This is a genomic window from Micromonospora inyonensis (genome assembly GCF_900091415.1).
GTDB classification, from domain to species: Bacteria; Actinomycetota; Actinomycetes; order Mycobacteriales; family Micromonosporaceae; genus Micromonospora; species Micromonospora inyonensis.
Genome location: NZ_FMHU01000001.1, coordinates 2330727 through 2344976, shown reverse-complemented (window position 1 = coordinate 2344976; position 14250 = coordinate 2330727). Strand labels below are relative to the sequence as shown.

Below are 14250 nucleotides of genomic sequence, written 5' to 3'. Positions count from 1 at the left end.
GGAAAACGCTGATGACGGCACCCGAATGGCGGCAGACCACCATCGCCTTTCCTGACCCCCATGCCGCAGAGCAGGCAGCCATCACACACCTCGCGCCGATCCTGAACGAAGGCGAAGCCCGCCACCTCATCACCACCTGGTTCTACGTACGCAAGGACAACTGGCGGCTGCGCTACCTCCCCGCCGCCACCACGACCGACGCCGACCGCTACCTGACGAGCGAGCTGGAACGGCTAATGCACGGCCGCCACATCCGCGTCGCCGTCCCCGGCATCTACGAGCCCGAAACCCACGCATTCGGCGGCCCCGAGGCCATGGACGCCGCCCACTGGCTCTGGCACCACGACAGCCGCTACCTACTCACCCGCAGCATCGACGACATATCCACGCGCCAACGCGAGCTGTCGATCATGCTGTCGGCGGCGATGATGCGGGCGGCGGGCCTCGACTGGTATGAGCAAGGCGACGTATGGGCGCGCGTCGCCGACCACCGAGACCCACCCCAGCTCGATCTTGTCGATGCCTTGCGTAACGCCGCGAGAAGGCTCCTCACGGTGGATCCGGCCGGCCTCACCCGCCGCGAAGCGCCGTTGGCCGGTTGCCGCAGCTTGTTCGAGGCTTACACGTCCGCCGGAGACGCCCTCCGGCAGCTCAACCAGACCGGGCGGTTGCGCCGTGGCCTGCGAGCCACCCTCGCACACCACGTGATCTTCACATGGAACCGGCGCGGTGTCCCTGGCATGCACCAGGCGGTCCTCGCCGCTGCCGCCAAGACCATCATCTTCGGCCCCGCCCGCACGCTTGGCGCTCTCACCCCAGGCGGTGACTCATGAACCCGGCCGTTGCCCGCAGATTCCCGCTGATCGCCCGACCTCGACCCGTCTGCACGCCCCTGGCCCAGCGCGTGTTCGACCTCCAGGAACGCGCGGACATAGCCCAGCGCAGCGGTGACATGGCCGCCGCGACCGCAGTCTTCAACCTCGCCGCGCTCCTGGCATCCGACTGCGGCATCCCCGACCTGGCCCACACCTGGTGCCACCGGATCGCCGCCGTCGCGCTCGCCCACGACAGCGAGCCCCAACACGCACTCGAACCCATCGTGAACCTCGCCCGCCTCCACATTCGCGCAGGCGACGGCCCCGCCGCCTGGACCCTGCTGGAGACCCTCTTCCAGGCGATCGACACCCGCACCGACACCACGATCGACGGCCTCACCATCCCCGCCGCCCGCCTCACCAACACGCCCAGCGCCCACACCAAAGCCCGAACGTGGCTGTGGAGCGTCCTGCTCGGCACCGGCGCCCAGGCCCTCGCCACCGCCGGCCGATGGGACGAAGCCAGCCACCGCCTCGCCCGATACAAGGGAATCGGCACGCGCATGCTCGACGGCAGGCAGATCGCCGTCATCGCCCACGCCACATCGGGCCGCTACCAACAGGCCCGCGCGATGCTTGGCGCTACTCGCCCCGGCGAGCCATGGGAGAACGCCGTCACCGCCTGCCTGTATCTGCATGTGCCGGCCAGCGATCCGGCCGACGCGCTGACTGCCGCGCTGACCGCTTACCATGCACTCGGCCCTGCCGAATCCGGGCTAGGCGTCTTCCGTACCCGGCTTGGCCTCACTCTCGTTGACGCCCTCGACGTCGGCGACCGTGAGGCCGAGCAGATTGCCATGAAGCTGGTCCGCCACGCCGCCAACAACGGCTACGCCGCTCGGGACGTCCTCGCCCACCCTGGCTGTCTCAGCGTCGCCACCAGCCGCCAGACTGGCCAACTCACCAATCTCGTCTCCGAATGCGGACTCGGTCACGGAACCATACCCGCACCACACCTCGTCAGCCTCAACCGCGCCCTCGATACAGCCGAATCGGCCATCACACGCCGGAGCCGAAGCCCCCTGGACGCGGTTCAACCCGGATGACGCTGACCGTCAACGCCTGCTGGTGGTACCCGAGGTGAGCCGCGTCGGTGAAGGGCCGGAGCCGAGCGCCATCGTGAACCCTCGGCCGCGCTCGGCTCGGTGAGGCTCCGCGCGACAGCCGGCCGCTCACCCGTCCTTCTGTCAGCGTCGCGGGAGAGCAAGACGCCGTTGTTCGATCGGCAACAGCCAGCCAGATAGCTGAGGTGGAATCACATGACAGCCACAAGCGAGCCACGTGCTCAGGATCCTGCGGTGTTGCGGGCGGCGATGGTGTCCGAGCTGCGGGAGGACACCATCGCATCGGAGGCCCTGGCCGGGGCGTTCTCTGTCGTCCCACGCCATCTGTTCGCTCCCGGCGAGCCATTGGAGATGGTGTACGACTCGGATACCGCGCTGGTGACGAAGACCAGTTCCGACGGCACGGCGCTCAGCTCCGTCTCGGCCGCGCACATCCAGGCCGTGATGCTGGAGCAGGCCGAGATCGAGCCGGGTATGCGGGTACTGGAGATCGGCTCGGGTGGGTACAACGCGGCCCTGATCGCGGAGCTGGTCGGTCCTGACGGCTCGATCACGTCGGTGGACATCGACCCCGAGATCGTCGCTCGGGCCCGTGCCTTCCTGCGGGCAGCCGGCTACGCGCGGGTGCGGGTAATGCAGGCTGACGCCGAGTACGGCGTGCCGTCGCACGCGCCGTATGACCGGATCATCGTCACGGTGGGAGCGTGGGACATCCCACCGGCCTGGATCGACCAGCTCTCCACTCAGGGCAGAATCGTCGTGCCGCTGCGGTTCGCCGGGCTGACCCGCTGCGTCGCGTTCGACCGGGCTGAGACCGGACTGGTCAGCCGCAGCTACTGCCTCGGCGGTTTCGTGCCGATGCAGGGCGAGGGCACGTTCACCGCAACGCGTGTGCCGATCGACGGCGACGCGACCCTGCGCCTCGACGGGCCCAACCCGGGCTTCGACGTGCCGGCGCTGCGCAAGGCGATCCACGGGCCAAGGATCGAGCGATGGTCCGGGGCGGCGTTCGACCTGCCCGACGAGCTCGAGTTGTTTGTGGTGACAAGCGCGCCGCAGGTGCCGTTCCTCTACGCCAGCCAACGCCTGGTGGACCAAGGCGTGTTCACGCCGGCGGTGACCTTCGGCGCTGCCATCCTGCTCGAGGGTGCCAGCTTCGCCTACCGCACCAAGCGCGAGAACGAGAACACCGGCGGGTGGGAAAGCGGTGTCTTCGCGTACGGGCCACACGCCGAAGCCGTCGCCGAGCGGTACGTGGAGCTGCTGCGACGCTGGGCAACGGAGTACCGCCGTCGCGGGACCGCGCGTATCGATTACATCCCCGCCGCTGCGAGCGGGGGCACACCGACTGGCTGGTACGCGCCGAAGCGCCACGGCGTCGTCGCGGTTTCCTGGCCCTGACAGCGACCGGCTCCCGAGCTGGGGCGCCGGAGGCACCACCACCACGGATCTGCCCTACTTGGAAGATCACTTCACCGGTTGCACCACCCGGATGTGTCCGAGTGGTGCAACCAGCGTTTGTCGGCCTCAGCCGTGATGGGGCGCGCCAAGCGCCGCACGCCGATGATCGAACCGGTCATGTCTCGCGCGGTGTCATGCGGGACCAGCAGGTCGTCTCGGTGCTGGGCGGCGAGCCCCACCACGAGGGGCACCAGGTAGAAGGTTCCCGGTACCGGGGGCGGCAACGGGGTTATGCCGGTGCCGAAGGCGACCCTGTGCACGGGACCTCGAGATCGATGTTCTCGTCCTCGATGACCCGGTACCCCAGTCTGGCCGGCTGGTGCCGGTCCGACGGGGCGATGACGCACAGCGGGGTGACGCTGCCCGGCTCGATGCGGTCCGGAGTGGCGACCGGGTAGACGTGGACGGGGTGCGGCGTCAGGTTGACGACCGTGTTGTGGAGCATGCTGTTACCTGCCTCTCTGGCAACGGGTGCCGTGAAGGGGAAGCCGGCCCACCGGACACATGGGCGACGGCTGGGTGGACTGGCCGGCGTGACCAGCAGGGATACGCCGCGCGATGCGGGCACCGACCGGCCGAGGGGCGGGTGGGTGACGGGCACCGATGGGTGCGGCGCATTCCCTGTGGTGGGACCGGGCCGGGTGGAGCGATATGGGAAGGTGCGATTGGTGCCGAGGGACATCTGGCACGCGCCCTTGTCGGCGCTTATGCGGTCTTGCGGCGCTTGTTTTTGATCTTGTTGGCGACGGCGTCGGCGGCCTCGTGGTGGAGTTCCTTGCTGACGCTCTGGTAGGTGTCGCGGGTGAGGGTGGTGGTGGAGTGGCCGAGTTGTACGGAGACGACTTTGATGTCGACGCCGGCGTCGAGGGCCAAGGTGGCGGCGCTGTGGCGCAGGTCGTGTAGACGGATGGGTGGTAGTCCGGCTTTGCGGATGAGTTTGCGGAATCGTTGGGTGACGGCGTTGGGGTGCCAGGGGCGTCCGTCGGGGCGGACGAAGAACAGTCCGGTGTCGGGCCAGGCCGCGCCGGCGGCGAGGCGCCATTCGGCGCGGCGGGCCCTGTAGGCGGCGAGGACCTTGGCGGTGTCGGCGTCGAGGACGACGTCTCGGTTGCCGGCTCTGCTCTTCGGGGGTTTCTGCACGGGGGTGTAGCCGTGGGTGGCGATCTGGTTGTTGATGGTGGTTTCCCGGCGTTGCAGGCGTACCTCGCTGTCGCGTAGTCCGCAGGCCTCGCCGCGTCGGGGTCCGCGGTAGGCCATGTAGTGCCACATGGGGTACAGGTCGGGGGCGTGCTGGGCGGCGTAGTCGAGGAACTCCACGACCTGGGCATCGGTCCACACCATCACCGGTCCGGGGACTTTGCCGGTTGCCTTCCAGTGTTGGACGCGTTCGTCTTCCCAGATGATCGGTAGGGGCCGGTCGCCGGGAACCTTGACCAGGGTGGCGGGGTTGGTGCCGACGATCAGTTCGTCGGCGAGGGCATCGTTGATGGCCTTGCGCAGGCAGGCGCGGATGCGCTGGCGTGTGGTGGGGCCGGTGGGCCGTACTCCTGTGACGGAGCTCCGGACGGCCGGGTCGGGGCTGGCCTTCGCCGTGCGGATGTCGTCGTTGCGGCGTTCGATCGCGGCGAACATGCCCCGGATGTGGGTGGTGCGGAGCTTGTCCAGCGGGACGTCACCCAGGTGTGGAATGAGGTGCACGCGGACGATCGATTCGTAGCCGCGCACGGTGTTGTCGTCCACGCTCAGGTGGGTCAGCCAGCCGGTGAGGTAGTCGCCGACGGTGGGCATGTCCGTGAGGGCACCGCCGCCGCGCAGCCGCTGACGGATGCGGTCGACGTCGGGCAGGGGCCGTTTGGCGCGTACGGCGGTCTGGAGCAGGTCGCCGATCTCGGTGCGTCGTCGGCGATCTTCTCGGGGTGCGAGGGCGAGCAGTGCGCGGGCGTGGTCGAGTTCGTCGGCGGCGGCCTGCCGGGTGGGCAGGCCGGAGCGGCGTAGTTGCCGACGCTGGCCACCGGCGGTGGGTGGCAGTTCGAGTTGGTAGGTCCAGTGGCCGTGGTCGGAACTCCAGGCGCGGTTCGCGCGGCGCAGTTTCGGGCAGTCGTTTCCGTAGGGCTTGCCGGTGTCGGGGTGGCGGCAGCCGCAGCGTTTGAAGATGCTTCCGTCAGGCATGGCAGGTGGTGCTCCTCGATCAGGTGGTGAGGGGTGCATCGGTTTCGCCGATCGACATCCACGCGTGACGCGCGGGCGTGATCAAGTCGCCGGACCCGTCCTCGTAGACGGGTCCCGGCCCTATCGGCTACGGGGTCCCGGTGGGGCGAAGGCGTCGGCTGGGTGGCCGCCGTTAGTAGGTGTTCCGCCTGCGCCGGGACAACTACGTGGGAACGTCGGTCCCGGTGGACCCTTCGTCATTGGGCGTGTCGAGCAGGTGCAGGGCGGCCAGCAACGGCGTGGTGGGTATCCGGTAGTGGGCGCCGATCCGGAAGTACGGCACGGGGAACGCGTCGCGGCGGATCAGCTTGTAGGCCGTGGAGCGGGACATGCCCAGCACCGAGGCCGCGGTGGCGAGGTCGGTGCTGGCTCCCAGGGCGCGGATCCGTTCGGCTGTCCATACCTGCTGCGGCTCGGTGGCGGCGGGCTTTTCAGCCGGCTGTGGTGCCGGACGGGTGCGTCCGGACGATCGCATGGTCATCTCCTCAAACGGTGGGCGTGAGCGCGCGGACAGCAGGTCGGTGCGGCGCGCTGAGCGAATCGGGGCGAGGGCTGGCGCCCGGACACGGACGCCGGCCCTCACTGGCGGGTCGGGAAATGCGGCGACGGGTGGGGAGGGGCACGTCGGCCGGCGGTGCCCGAGGCGCGGCGTGACCGGTCAGGCCGGCGGTAGTCGTACCCGGCCAGCAGATTCCGGGTGGACGGCCTCTATGCCGGCGTCTTCCACTGGTTCGGGCACAGCAGCAGCCGCAGGGCGGCGGCTGCCTGTTGCGGGACGACGCCGTTGCCGAGGACCCGTAGCGCGGCGGTCCGTGGCAGCCCCAGCACGGGACTGGTTACCCGGTGTTCGTCGAGGCCCATGAGCCATTCCACGAACGGCGGTGCCAGGACCGGCTTGCCGTGCCGGCCGGGTTGGGTCGGCTCGGGCGCGGGGCGGCCGAGCAGTAGTTCCCAGCGGGCCACAGCGGGGGCGTAGACGCCCCACCGGTTGGTGTCGGGCTGGCCGAGGCCGGCGATGGTGGTGCGCAGGTCCGCTCCACCGTCGCCGTGCCGGCCGGGTCCACGTGCGTCGGAGGCGCGCGGGGTGGGCAGGGTCCGGGCCGGTACCCGCACCGCCGCCGACGGCAGGGTGAGGTCGCCGTGCGAGCCGCGCTGCCCGGGGCAGCCCTTCGTTCCGTCGGTGGCCCGTGGTGTGGGCAGCAGCACCTGCGACAGCGGCGGCCGGAATCCGGCGCCGGCCCGCCGGCCTGCGGTGCCGGTGTCACTGGCCCTCGGTGTCGGCAGTAGCCGTGCGGCGTCGGGCAGCGTCCTGTGCTGGTGTCCGGTAGGCGTGACACCTCCGGCGTTGGCGGCGACCGGAGACCGGCTGTCGGCCACCGGCGCGGCCGGTGGGAGGTTGGTGGCGATGCCGGCCAGGCTCGGCCGTCGGGCCGCTCCGGCCGAGGGCGACATGTTCGACCCGTAGGCCACTGCGGTGGATGTTGAGAGGAGATCGTGGGTCGAGCCGGTCGGTTCGATCAGGTCGGGCAGCCCGTACTGGTGGCCCGGCCCCTTGCCGTCACGGGCGCACGGCGTCGGCAACGTCCGCACCCCCTTCCCGTCGGTCGGTGGGGGTGGCCAGCAGGAACAGCCGGTCCCGTCGGTGAGCGGCGCCGATGTCGGATGCGCGTAGGCATAGCCAGCTCGTGTCGTACCCGAGCGCGGCCAGGTCGGCGTGGACGACGTCGAAGCCCCGGCGCAGGAGCGCGGCGACGTTCTCCACGAACACGAGCGGGGGTCGAAGGTCGCGAACGGCTCTGGCCACGTGTGTCCAGAGGCTGGAGTGCTCGCCGGTGATGCCGACGCGTTTTCCGGCGTTGCTGATGTCCTGGCACGGAAACCCGGCGGTGAGGATGTCGACCGGTTCGACCTGGGTCCAGTCGACGGCGCGGATGTCACCGAGGTTGGGAATCTCGGGCCAGTGGTGAGAGAGGACGGTGGTGGCGTGCCGGTCGGTCTCGGCGTACCAGGCGAGGTGGCCGCCGAGCACCAGCTCGACGGCCAGGTCAAGTCCCCCGTAGCCACTGCAGAGGGATCCGATCCGTGGGCCGGTGGTGTGCGCAACGCTCACGCCACCTCCTTGTGCGCGGCGTCGACCGCGGCCGGCGCTTCGTGCGGGCAGGTCCACGGCCCGCAGCCGAGCGTGTCCCCCGCCTGTGGGCGTGGACGCAGGACCACCTCGTCGAGGGGCGCCCGCTGCCGGTGCAGGAAGAACCGGCCGCGCAGCGGGTGCCCTTCGGCGTTGGCCCGGGCGGAGCCGTCGCGGATGGCGTGGTCGAAGGCGACCGCGTCCGCCCATTCGGCTGGGCTGTTGGCCTTCAGGCCGGCCCAGAAGCGGTCGTCGTGGAACGGGCAGCCCACGCACGACGACTTCGGGGTGTCCCCGAGGCCCTGCTGGCTCAGGTAGCGGAGGCAGTCGTCGCGCCGCCAGCCCAGGTCGAGCAGCGGGAAGACGTTGCGCATGTAGCCGACGTCGGAGTCCCGGGCCCGGCCGATCTCGTCGACGCTGATCCCGATCGCCATGTCCGCCCGGACACCGGCCGGCACTCGCATCGGGTGCGGGTAGCCGAGCCGGCGTCGCACCTCCGCCTTGATCGGTTTGATCTTGTACTCGGAGGTGCACTGCCGACGCGCCATACCCCGCTCGCCGTTCGGCCCGAGCGTGAACAGCGGCATGCTCGCGAAGCGGTGCGCCGGATCGAGCGCGTCAGCCCGAATGTCCCCGGCGCTGACCCGCACGACCTCGATCCCCGCCCGCTCGGCGATGCCGGTCAGGCGGTCCAGGTGCCGGTAGACCGCAGCCGGCTCCCATGAGGTGTCGGCGAAGATCGCCGCGTCAAACGAGGGGATCCTGTCCTGCGCGGCGAGCAGCAGGAGCGTGGAACTCTGCACCCCGGCACCGAGGGAGAGGAAGCGGTGGGTGGGTGCGGTCACGCCACCACCTCGGTTCCGCTTCCCGACGGCCCCTTAATGAAGATCAGGACGTCCTCGTGGGCGATGAGGTGCATCGGCACCCCACCGGCCCTGGCCTTGCGCACCTGCTGGAGTTGAAAGAAGGACGGGCGGGCGACGAGGTGCCCGTCGCGGACGGCGGCGAGCAGCGCGACGCACCGCTCGGTCGGGGTCAGGCCAGCGCGTAGGCCGGCGGCGATGACGGCGCTGGGCAGGTCGACCAGTTCGCCTCGTTTGCGCCACGGGCGGGCGGTGACCACGACCGCCCCTCCGGGGCGGAGCAGGGTGGCGCAGCCGGCCAGGATCTGGGCGAATCCGTCGGCGAGGCCGGTCAGGTCGCGGTAGGCGAGGTTGCCCTTGTCCTCGCCGTACCGGTCGTCGTACTTGACGACCCCGTCCGCGCCGGGACGGACCAGGCCGTGCACCGTCGGCCCGTAGGGCGGTGAGGTGACGACGAGGGCCACCTGCCCGTTGAGCGCTGCTGGGACGAGGGACATCAGTCGGGTCGCGTCGCCGCGGATCACCGATGCCCGGCCAATCGCGCCCTGGTCGTGAGCGTGGCGGATGTTGGCGTCGGCGATGTTGCTCCACCGCGGTTCGTACTCGATACCGAAGGCGTCGCGGCCGGCGTGGACCGCTTCGACCAAGGTGGTGCCGATGCCGCACATCGGGTCCAGGACCAGATCACCGGGCTGGGTGTAGGCGCGCACGGCGTGGGCGGCGATCGCGGGCAGCATCCGGGCGGGGTGCTTGACCGACTCCGGCACGTACCGGCCGCGTCGCTGGACGGGTCCGGTGGACTGGGCGGTGGCCCAGACGGACAGGCCGCCGGGGTCGGCCCGATGCCGGCCCGGGTAGTCCTCGCTGGCGGCGGGGCGGGGGACGTGCGGCTCGTTCGGGTCGGGGTGGCCGGTGGCGGTGTGCTCAGGCACGGCGATCACCGCCATCGCGGTCGCGGCGCCGTCCTGACTGGGCTGCCGGGGTCGGGTGTGGGGTGAAGACCAGCAGGTCGGCGTGAACCCGCAGGTGGGCGACCGACCACTGCTCGGGGTTGGCGTGGGCCAGGGTGAGCAGTTCCTCGTCGGCGCTGTGGTAGTAGATGAACTGGTCGCCGTCGGTGTCGGCCTCGACCGCGACGATGTGCTGCAGGTAGCTGAGCCCTGCGCGGGAGGCGGCGGATACCAGCGGACCGAAGTCCTCCGGCGTGGGCTGTGTACCGGCGGGCACGCCGACGACGAGGACGAGGCAGCCACCGGGTCGCAGGAGCCGCGCGCAGGTCGCGAGGAGCCAGGCGAGGCGGATCCGGGCGGGCTTGTCCGCTTCGTGCAGCGGCCAGCATGCGACCACCAGGCTGGTAGCCGCCTCCAGCGGACCGTCATCCGACGGATGGACGACCGAGGTGTCCGTGCCGGACAGGTCGGGATCGGTGAGGTCGTCGCCGAACCACTCGGTCAGCTCGGGCGGGTCCTCGCCTTCGCCGTCGATCGGGTCGGACTGCTCGGTGAGGGGGTTGGGGTCGGGCGTGGCCGTGGCCTGGTCCGTGGTGTTGGGGCCGATGATCAGGCTCGACCTGTCGGTGAACCAGGCGCGGTGGTGCCGACGCCCACCTCGGGCGCAGATCGCGGTCAGGGCGTGGTCGGTGGTGAGGTCGACGACCGCCTCGCCGGGCCGGCTGTAGGCGGCGACGAGACGGTAGGCGAGACGGGCGGGCAGGCTGGCGTGGATCTCGGCACCGGTACGGGCCGTGCGCCAGACCGTGATCGGTACCGGCGGGTTGCCGGCGATCAGGTCGATGAGTGCGGGGTCGGCCGGCTCGATGTGGGCGGCCTGGTGGTGCGTGTGCGGCGTGTGCTCGCTCATGTGGATGTCGGCTCCGCGCCGCGCCGTGAAGCGCTGACACCCCCAAACCGGGTTCTGTGAGTTCTGGCGAACGCTTGTCGAACTCACAGCCGCTCACAGCCGCCGATGGGCGGCAGCACATCCCGTCTGTCCTTTCTCAGTTGACCTGCTCTTTTCTCACTCGAGGTGATCCGACTGGAGGGTTTTCTCAGTTGAGGTGATCCGGCTGCTTGTGACCGGGTTGCCGTGAGGCGGTTTCTGTCAGCGCCGTCGCTCGTTTGTCAGCTTCGTGAGCACTGCTTCGGATTCCGTCGCCCCTGTCGGTGTCGTCGACGCGGACGAGTTCATGATCGAGTTCGTGGGCGTGGACGGTGAGGTGCGCTGTGAGCCGTTGGCGCGGTGCGGCGGGGTGCGGTTCGAGGACGTCGCGCCGGCGCGGGCGTTTCCGATGTTCAAGGGTCAGCGGAACTTCCCGGGCCGGTGGTGGTCATCCACAGTGGGCCGGCATGTGGGCTACGAGTCGTGGCTGGAACGTGATCATGTGATGCTGCTGGACTTCGATCCGGCGGTGGTCGGGATCGCGTCGCAGCCGTTTGGCTGTCCTGGCCGGAGGCGGGTGGGGTGCGCCGGCATTTGCCGGACTACTTCGTCCGCCTCGAGGACGGCAGTGGGTTGGTGATCGACGTGCGCCCTGATGAGCGGGTCAAGGTTCGCGATGCGGAGGCGTTCGCGGTGACGGCCGCAGCGTGTCGGACGGTCGGCTGGCGGTTTCGTCGGATCGGTGTCATGGAGTCGGTGTTCGCGGCGAACGTGCGCTGGCTGTCGCGGTATCGGCATCCGCGTTGCGGCCGGCGCGAGGACGTCACAGCCCGGTTGTTGGAGGTGTTCGCCCAGCCGGCGCCGTTGTTCGAGGGCGCTGGGCGGGCCGGGGATCGGCTGTTGGTTCTGCCGGTGCTGTTCCACCTGCTCTGGCGGCACGTGCTGACGGGGGATCTGGTCGGTGCGCTGCTGGGCCCGGCGACGGTGGTGCGGGCGTCGGGGTCGTCGTGGTGAGCGGTCGGCGGTTGCCGCGGCTTTGTCCGGGGGATCGGGTGCGGGCCGCCGGGGTCGTCCGGACCGTGGTGGGTTGGTCCGGGACGCTGGTGCTGTTGACCGACGAGGCCGGCCAGACCGAGGGAGTCCGGTTGGCTCATCTGCTGTCGGAGGCGGACTTCGCGGTGCTCGGACAGCGCAGCGTCGCCGCTGGGGTGGGGTCGGCGGCCGTGCTGGACCGTCTTCCCGGCGAGGTGACTGAGCGGGCGTTGTGGTGGGAGCGCCAGGTGTTGGAGGTCATCCACGGCCTGGCGCCGGACGCGCCGGCCGGGGCGGTGGCCCGGCCTGGCTTCGATCCGGCGGTGACGACGGTGACCAGTCGGGAGCAGGTCAAGGCCGCCGAACTGCGGGCGGCCGGACACGCGGTAACGGTGCCGACGCTGAAGCGTCAGCGGCAGCGTTACGAGGCCGGCGGGGTCGCGGCGCTGGTCGATCAGCGGCTGTTGCGGCAGCCGTCGCGGTTCGGCCGGGTCGACGCGCGGGTGGTGGAGGCGGTGCGGGCGGCGGTCGCCGAGGCCACCGACGACTCGACCCGCACGGGTGGTTATCTGTTGTGGCGGGCGCGGCAGATCCTTGATGAGTGCCACCACGGCCTGGTGGTGATGCCGTCGCAGGCGACCTTGTATCGGTTGTTGGACAAGCTGGCCGTCGGGCTGCACACGACGGGTTCGGCCCGCAGTCGCCGCTCGGTGGCGTCGGCACCGTCGGCGCCGTTCTCCCGGCCCCGGGTGTTCGCCCCGGGTGAGCTGATGGAGATGGACTCCACACCGCTGGACGTGCTGGTTCTGCTTGACGACGGCACACCGGGGCGCGTGGAGCTGACCGGGGTGATCGACGTGGCCACCAGAACGGTGACCGCGGCGGTGCTGCGCCCCACCACGAAATCGGTCGACGCCAGCATCCTGCTGGCCCGGGCCCTGACACCGGAGCCGATGCGGCCCGGCTGGACGCAGGCTTTGGCGATGTCGAGGTCGGTGTTGCCGCACCGGCGGCTGGCCGACATCGACGAGCGGCTCGAACACGCCGCGGCCCGTCCGGTCATCGTTCCGGAGACGATCGTGGTCGACCAGGGCAGCGTGTTCCTGTCGCGCAACTTCCGCTCGTCCTGCGCGTTCCTGGGGATCAACTTTCAGCCCACCCACCCCGGCTCGCCGGCGGAGAAGCCGCACGTCGAGAAGCTGATGTCGGCGGTCGGGACGCTGTTCGCCCAGTTCGTGTCCGGCTACGCCGGTTCCAACACGGAACGGCGGGGCCGCGGCCTGGAGGCCAAGGCGTTGTGGTCGATGCTGGAACTGCAGAACCTGCTCGACGAGTGGATCGTCGCGGCCTGGCAGAACCGCCCCCACGACGGCCTGCGCGACCCGGCCACGCCGGGACGCACGTTCACCCCGAACGAGAAGTACGCGACGCTGGTCGAGTCGACCGGCTACCTGCCGGTCGCGTTGTCCGGCGACGACTACATCGCGCTGCTGCCGACCTGCTGGAAGGCGATCAACGCCTACGGCATCAAGCACCGGCACCGCACCTACGACGCCGAACAGCTCAACCCGCTGCGCCGGCAGCCGTCGGGAAACACCGCCCACAAGAACCTGTGGCAGGTCCACCACGACCCCTACGACGTGTCCCGGATCTGGATACGTGACCCGGATACCGGCGGCTGGATCACCGTGTTCTGGACGCACCTGCACCGCGACGGGCTGCCGTTCGGGGAACTGGCCTGGGACCACGTCCGCGCGAAGCTGCCCGACGCCACGCAAGCCGAGATCGCCGAGGCGGTGCAGGCACTGCTGCGACGCGCCAACCGCGGCCCCGACCCGACGCCTTCGACGTCCAAGCGGGACCGGCGGGTCCGCGCCCGCACCCGCTCCACCACCCCACCGGCCTGGCCACGTCCCGAACCGGCGGCCACGCCGGAGCCCGACACCGGCACCACCCCCACCGGCGCACCCGACGGCGACGACACCGGGCAAGCACTGGCCGAGGTCATCCCTCTCGGCGTGTTCGACCCATACCTGGAGGCAACGAAACGATGGTGACCGCGGCCCACGCCCCCGCCGCCCCGCCGCCCCAACCCGACAGCACCGACGCCGAACATCTGCAGCTCACCACGCTGCGGGGATGGCGACGGTTCGTGCATACCACCCCGCACGTCCCGGACCTGCTCGACCACGGCCGACTGACCACACTCACCGCCGGCCAGCGCCTGGCCTACGACGAGGCCCGACTCACCCACCACGCCCAGCTGGTGGTGATCGCCACCGCCACCATCCGCCGCGTGACCCTCGAAGGCCGCCGGCTGACCTACCTCAACCGGCGCGCGGAAACCGGACGCTGCGGGCTGATCGTCTCCGGCCCCGCCCGCACCGGCAAGACCACCGCGATCATCCAGATGGCCAAGACCCTTGAGGTCATCCACCGGCAGCGCCACCCGCACAACGGCGGTGACATCCCGGTCGTCTACATCACCGCCCCACCCGCCGCCACCGGACGGATGATCGCCGTCGAGTTCGCCCGGTTCCTCGGCATCCCGCTGCTACGCAAACCCAACATCACCGAGGTCATGGAAGCCGTCTGCGGCGTCTGCCTCGACGCCCGCACCAGCCTCATCGTCGTCGACTTTACCGACCGCGAGTAGCCCTGCCCGTGGTGTCCGTCTGGGACTGTGACCAGCTCGTCCCGGGCTCTTTTACCGACCGTGTCCGGGGCGTGTGTCATGTTCT

The 14250-nt window shown here is 70.4% G+C and carries 15 protein-coding genes; 7 read left to right on the top strand and 8 right to left on the bottom strand.

What is annotated here, in order from left to right:
- The first annotated feature begins 11 nt into the window (after positions 1 to 11).
- The 3 genes from GA0074694_RS10570 (at position 12) to fxlM (ending at position 3340) form a co-directional block, all read left to right on the top strand.
- Positions 12 to 833 carry a thiopeptide-type bacteriocin biosynthesis protein gene (locus GA0074694_RS10570; protein ID WP_091456267.1) on the top strand — a complete coding sequence of 274 codons (822 nt, stop codon included), beginning with the start codon at positions 12 to 14 and terminating at the stop codon, positions 831 to 833.
- Positions 830 to 1921 carry a hypothetical protein gene (locus tag GA0074694_RS10565; RefSeq protein ID WP_091456264.1) on the top strand — a complete coding sequence of 364 codons (1092 nt, stop codon included), beginning with the start codon at positions 830 to 832 and terminating at the stop codon, positions 1919 to 1921. The genes GA0074694_RS10570 and GA0074694_RS10565 overlap by 4 nt, the downstream gene beginning before the upstream one ends.
- 213 nt (positions 1922 to 2134) lie before the next feature.
- Positions 2135 to 3340: a methyltransferase, FxLD system gene (gene fxlM / locus GA0074694_RS10560; protein WP_091456261.1), complete on the top strand. Its 1206-nt coding sequence runs from the start codon at positions 2135 to 2137 to the stop codon at positions 3338 to 3340.
- 289 nt (positions 3341 to 3629) lie between these two features.
- Here fxlM and GA0074694_RS10550 read toward each other — a convergent pair whose 3' ends face one another.
- From GA0074694_RS10550 to GA0074694_RS10515, 8 genes are all read right to left on the bottom strand, one after another.
- Positions 3630 to 3845 (bottom strand): hypothetical protein, encoded by a 216-nt coding sequence (locus tag GA0074694_RS10550; RefSeq protein ID WP_091456254.1) that lies wholly within the window; start codon positions 3843 to 3845, stop codon positions 3630 to 3632.
- 260 nt (positions 3846 to 4105) lie between these two features.
- On the bottom strand, positions 4106 to 5569 hold the full coding sequence (locus tag GA0074694_RS10545; RefSeq protein WP_091456250.1) for a tyrosine-type recombinase/integrase: 1464 nt from the start codon (positions 5567 to 5569) through the stop codon (positions 4106 to 4108).
- 202 nt (positions 5570 to 5771) lie between these two features.
- Positions 5772 to 6089: a helix-turn-helix domain-containing protein gene (locus tag GA0074694_RS10540; protein WP_245714636.1), complete on the bottom strand. Its 318-nt coding sequence runs from the start codon at positions 6087 to 6089 to the stop codon at positions 5772 to 5774.
- A gap of 227 nt (positions 6090 to 6316) precedes the next feature.
- Positions 6317 to 7198, bottom strand: a complete 882-nt coding sequence (locus tag GA0074694_RS10535) for a hypothetical protein (RefSeq protein ID WP_245714635.1) — start codon at positions 7196 to 7198, stop codon at positions 6317 to 6319.
- Positions 7167 to 7718: a DNA cytosine methyltransferase gene (locus GA0074694_RS10530; RefSeq protein WP_091456246.1), complete on the bottom strand. Its 552-nt coding sequence runs from the start codon at positions 7716 to 7718 to the stop codon at positions 7167 to 7169. The genes GA0074694_RS10535 and GA0074694_RS10530 overlap by 32 nt, the downstream gene beginning before the upstream one ends.
- Positions 7715 to 8581: a hypothetical protein gene (locus GA0074694_RS10525; RefSeq protein WP_091456242.1), complete on the bottom strand. Its 867-nt coding sequence runs from the start codon at positions 8579 to 8581 to the stop codon at positions 7715 to 7717. The genes GA0074694_RS10530 and GA0074694_RS10525 overlap by 4 nt, the downstream gene beginning before the upstream one ends.
- A complete protein-coding gene (locus GA0074694_RS10520; RefSeq protein WP_091456239.1) occupies positions 8578 to 9540 on the bottom strand; it encodes a TRM11 family SAM-dependent methyltransferase in 963 nt (320 codons plus the stop codon). The genes GA0074694_RS10525 and GA0074694_RS10520 overlap by 4 nt, the downstream gene beginning before the upstream one ends.
- Positions 9524 to 10459, bottom strand: a complete 936-nt coding sequence (locus tag GA0074694_RS10515; protein ID WP_091456235.1) for a hypothetical protein — start codon at positions 10457 to 10459, stop codon at positions 9524 to 9526. Before GA0074694_RS10515 ends, GA0074694_RS10520 begins: the two co-directional genes overlap by 17 nt.
- A 268-nt stretch (positions 10460 to 10727) precedes the next feature.
- Here GA0074694_RS10515 and GA0074694_RS32780 point away from each other — a divergent pair, with 268 nt between their 5' ends.
- Genes GA0074694_RS32780 through GA0074694_RS10500 form a run of 4 tightly spaced genes read left to right on the top strand, consistent with a single transcriptional unit; the run spans position 10728 to position 14165 of the window.
- On the top strand, positions 10728 to 11117 hold the full coding sequence (locus tag GA0074694_RS32780) for a hypothetical protein (protein ID WP_245714634.1): 390 nt from the start codon (positions 10728 to 10730) through the stop codon (positions 11115 to 11117).
- Positions 11060 to 11491: a TnsA-like heteromeric transposase endonuclease subunit gene (locus GA0074694_RS32215; protein WP_218105663.1), complete on the top strand. Its 432-nt coding sequence runs from the start codon at positions 11060 to 11062 to the stop codon at positions 11489 to 11491. Before GA0074694_RS32780 ends, GA0074694_RS32215 begins: the two co-directional genes overlap by 58 nt.
- A gap of 38 nt (positions 11492 to 11529) precedes the next feature.
- Positions 11530 to 13566 carry a DDE-type integrase/transposase/recombinase gene (locus tag GA0074694_RS10505; protein ID WP_218105662.1) on the top strand — a complete coding sequence of 679 codons (2037 nt, stop codon included), beginning with the start codon at positions 11530 to 11532 and terminating at the stop codon, positions 13564 to 13566.
- A complete protein-coding gene (locus tag GA0074694_RS10500; RefSeq protein WP_218105661.1) occupies positions 13563 to 14165 on the top strand; it encodes an AAA family ATPase in 603 nt (200 codons plus the stop codon). Before GA0074694_RS10505 ends, GA0074694_RS10500 begins: the two co-directional genes overlap by 4 nt.
- The last annotated feature ends 85 nt before the right edge of the window (positions 14166 to 14250 follow it).

Bases quoted from the DNA above. Each gene is read 5' to 3' on its own strand.
- GA0074694_RS10570 (WP_091456267.1), top strand. From the start codon at position 12: ATGACGGCACCCGAATGGCGGCAGACCACCATCGCCTTTCCTGACCCC.
- GA0074694_RS10565 (WP_091456264.1), top strand. From the start codon at position 830: ATGAACCCGGCCGTTGCCCGCAGATTCCCGCTGATCGCCCGACCTCGA.
- fxlM (WP_091456261.1), top strand. From the start codon at position 2,135: ATGACAGCCACAAGCGAGCCACGTGCTCAGGATCCTGCGGTGTTGCGG.
- GA0074694_RS10550 (WP_091456254.1), bottom strand. From the start codon at position 3,845: ATGCTCCACAACACGGTCGTCAACCTGACGCCGCACCCCGTCCACGTC.
- GA0074694_RS10545 (WP_091456250.1), bottom strand. From the start codon at position 5,569: ATGCCTGACGGAAGCATCTTCAAACGCTGCGGCTGCCGCCACCCCGAC.
- GA0074694_RS10540 (WP_245714636.1), bottom strand. From the start codon at position 6,089: ATGACCATGCGATCGTCCGGACGCACCCGTCCGGCACCACAGCCGGCT.
- GA0074694_RS10515 (WP_091456235.1), bottom strand. From the start codon at position 10,459: ATGAGCGAGCACACGCCGCACACGCACCACCAGGCCGCCCACATCGAG.